Below are 1819 nucleotides of genomic sequence, written 5' to 3' on the forward strand. Positions count from 1 at the left end.
TGGGGTAAAAGGGCAACCCGTAACTGGGACCTGGAAGATGAAGTCTGGCTGAATCCAGACCGGTCAGTTGCCGGACAGCTAAGGCAAGCTGTGTGAGTTGAGACGACAACTATGTTGACAAACACCGTTATCAATAAAGAGCAGCGACAAGAATTCCGAACATTCTTGAAAGTATTTGATGATAGTTTGCCATTTTCAAAAAAACCAGGATTGCATGAGCTAGAGTTTTATCCGAGGCTCTTCGCTTTCTCCAAAGGTAATATGAGAAGGTTGAGAGTTCTAATCAACTATGCCGCAGTGGAAGCCATACTGAATAAAGATGATGAGCTAAATATGGAGCACTTCATGGCAGGCTATCGCTATCATATGGAGCATATTACTAAAAAGGATCAAATTGACAGTGCTGAAAAGTTAGAGGCTCAGCCCAATCCATTTGACACCCCTGTTGAAGAGCTAGAGTTCAGGCAAATGGAGTCAACATCTTACTGGAAAATGGATGCCCGCAAGGGCGAGTCCCGTATTATACCCGCAAAATATACAAGACTGATACCTTTGCGCTCTTTACTAAAACGGAGATGATTAGTTTGTAATCCAAGTAAAGTATACGTGTAGCTTCTCAAAGCTGGAAATGCCGAAGACCCGTGATAAACGTTAGACCTAATTTTCCGGATGCCAAGGCCTCCAGAATTGTGGTACTTTTGTTTACCAGCAGTTTTTGAGAAGCTACTGTATACGTTCTATATTGAAACGCAGAAAGTCACTGCTTTTCCAATTTCTATGGAATTTCGCGCTCCTGTACGCCAGCAGAGGCTAATAAATCATAAAAATCTGAAACCCGGTTTCTATCCCCCCTCTGATGACAATAGGAGAAGATTGCTCTGTGTTTAGCACGAGACAATGCTACAAAAAATGTAGAGAGCCCTTCAATGTCACCTGGTCGATGGGACCACCAGGCATTATCATCAATCCCCATAAAAATAGTCGTATCAAACTCCAGTCCTTTGCTTTTATGAATAGTCATTAAAGGAATATGATTGATACCTTCAAACTCATCCATACAGCTGTTCCAAGAATATTGTGTAGCTACGCAGCATGTAAAAAAGGCCTCAAGTGCTTCCAAACATATTTCAAGAAGATCACCTGTAGAGTAACGAGCATATGTCTTTCGAAGGTCATTCAAATCAATGAAAGTGATGATTTGATCAAAAACAAGACGACTATTTTCTAATGTAAACGGTTGTAGCATTAAAGCTCTAAGGTCAGAAACAAAGTTCGTTAGCCCGAGTTCTACCTGTCTCAGTGCTTTTTCATCTTCATTGTTTGTATTTCTCAGTAGTTGTATCGCTGTTGATAATTGACTCCAAACTTTTGCATTTCGCTGCCCAAGCCCCAGTCTGAGTAGGTTAGAAAACAGAATGGTCAAGTCTTCGGCAAGCAAGTCTTGAAGCGTAGTTTTCCCTATCTTCACACTTTCATTTCGTAAACTAAGTCCGTGCTGTGTTAAGCAAGTGGATAGTTGTTGCTCGTAATCCTCAGGTCTTTGTCGCACAAGAACTGAATAGTCTCTTGGCTTCAGTGATCTACTTCGCATGTCATCCACAATCCACTGTGCCAAATAACTAGCCTCATGATCAGTGTTATGGCTAACACAAACCCATGAGGCATTACCTGGTATTTGATTGTGATTAGTTGGTAAGCGCCAATTTAACCAGCGTAATAGCCAACCCTACCAGATCAGCTTATTCTTGAGATGCCTTCACTGCCCAGGGTAGAAGCTGCTCCAGTTTCTCAACCGTGTCCGCATAAGGCAGCTCTTTTA

General features: G+C 41.9%; 2 protein-coding genes. One reads left to right on the forward strand and one right to left on the reverse strand.

Translation table 11 applies throughout. The annotated features are described in order from the left end of the window. Window positions 1–165: 165 nt before the first annotated feature. On the forward strand, window positions 166–579 hold the full coding sequence (locus J7439_RS25335) for a hypothetical protein (protein WP_209204837.1): 414 nt from the start codon (window positions 166–168) through the stop codon (window positions 577–579). A gap of 196 nt (window positions 580–775) precedes the next feature. Here the strand turns inward: J7439_RS25335 and J7439_RS27405 are convergent, their stop codons facing one another. After that, window positions 776–1468 (reverse strand): 3'-5' exonuclease, encoded by a 693-nt coding sequence (locus J7439_RS27405; protein WP_353623122.1) that lies wholly within the window; start codon window positions 1466–1468, stop codon window positions 776–778. Window positions 1469–1819 lie beyond the last annotated feature (351 nt).

It is taken from the genome of Salinisphaera sp. G21_0, from assembly GCF_017744115.1.
Classification (GTDB): domain Bacteria; phylum Pseudomonadota; class Gammaproteobacteria; order Pseudomonadales; family Endozoicomonadaceae; genus Endozoicomonas.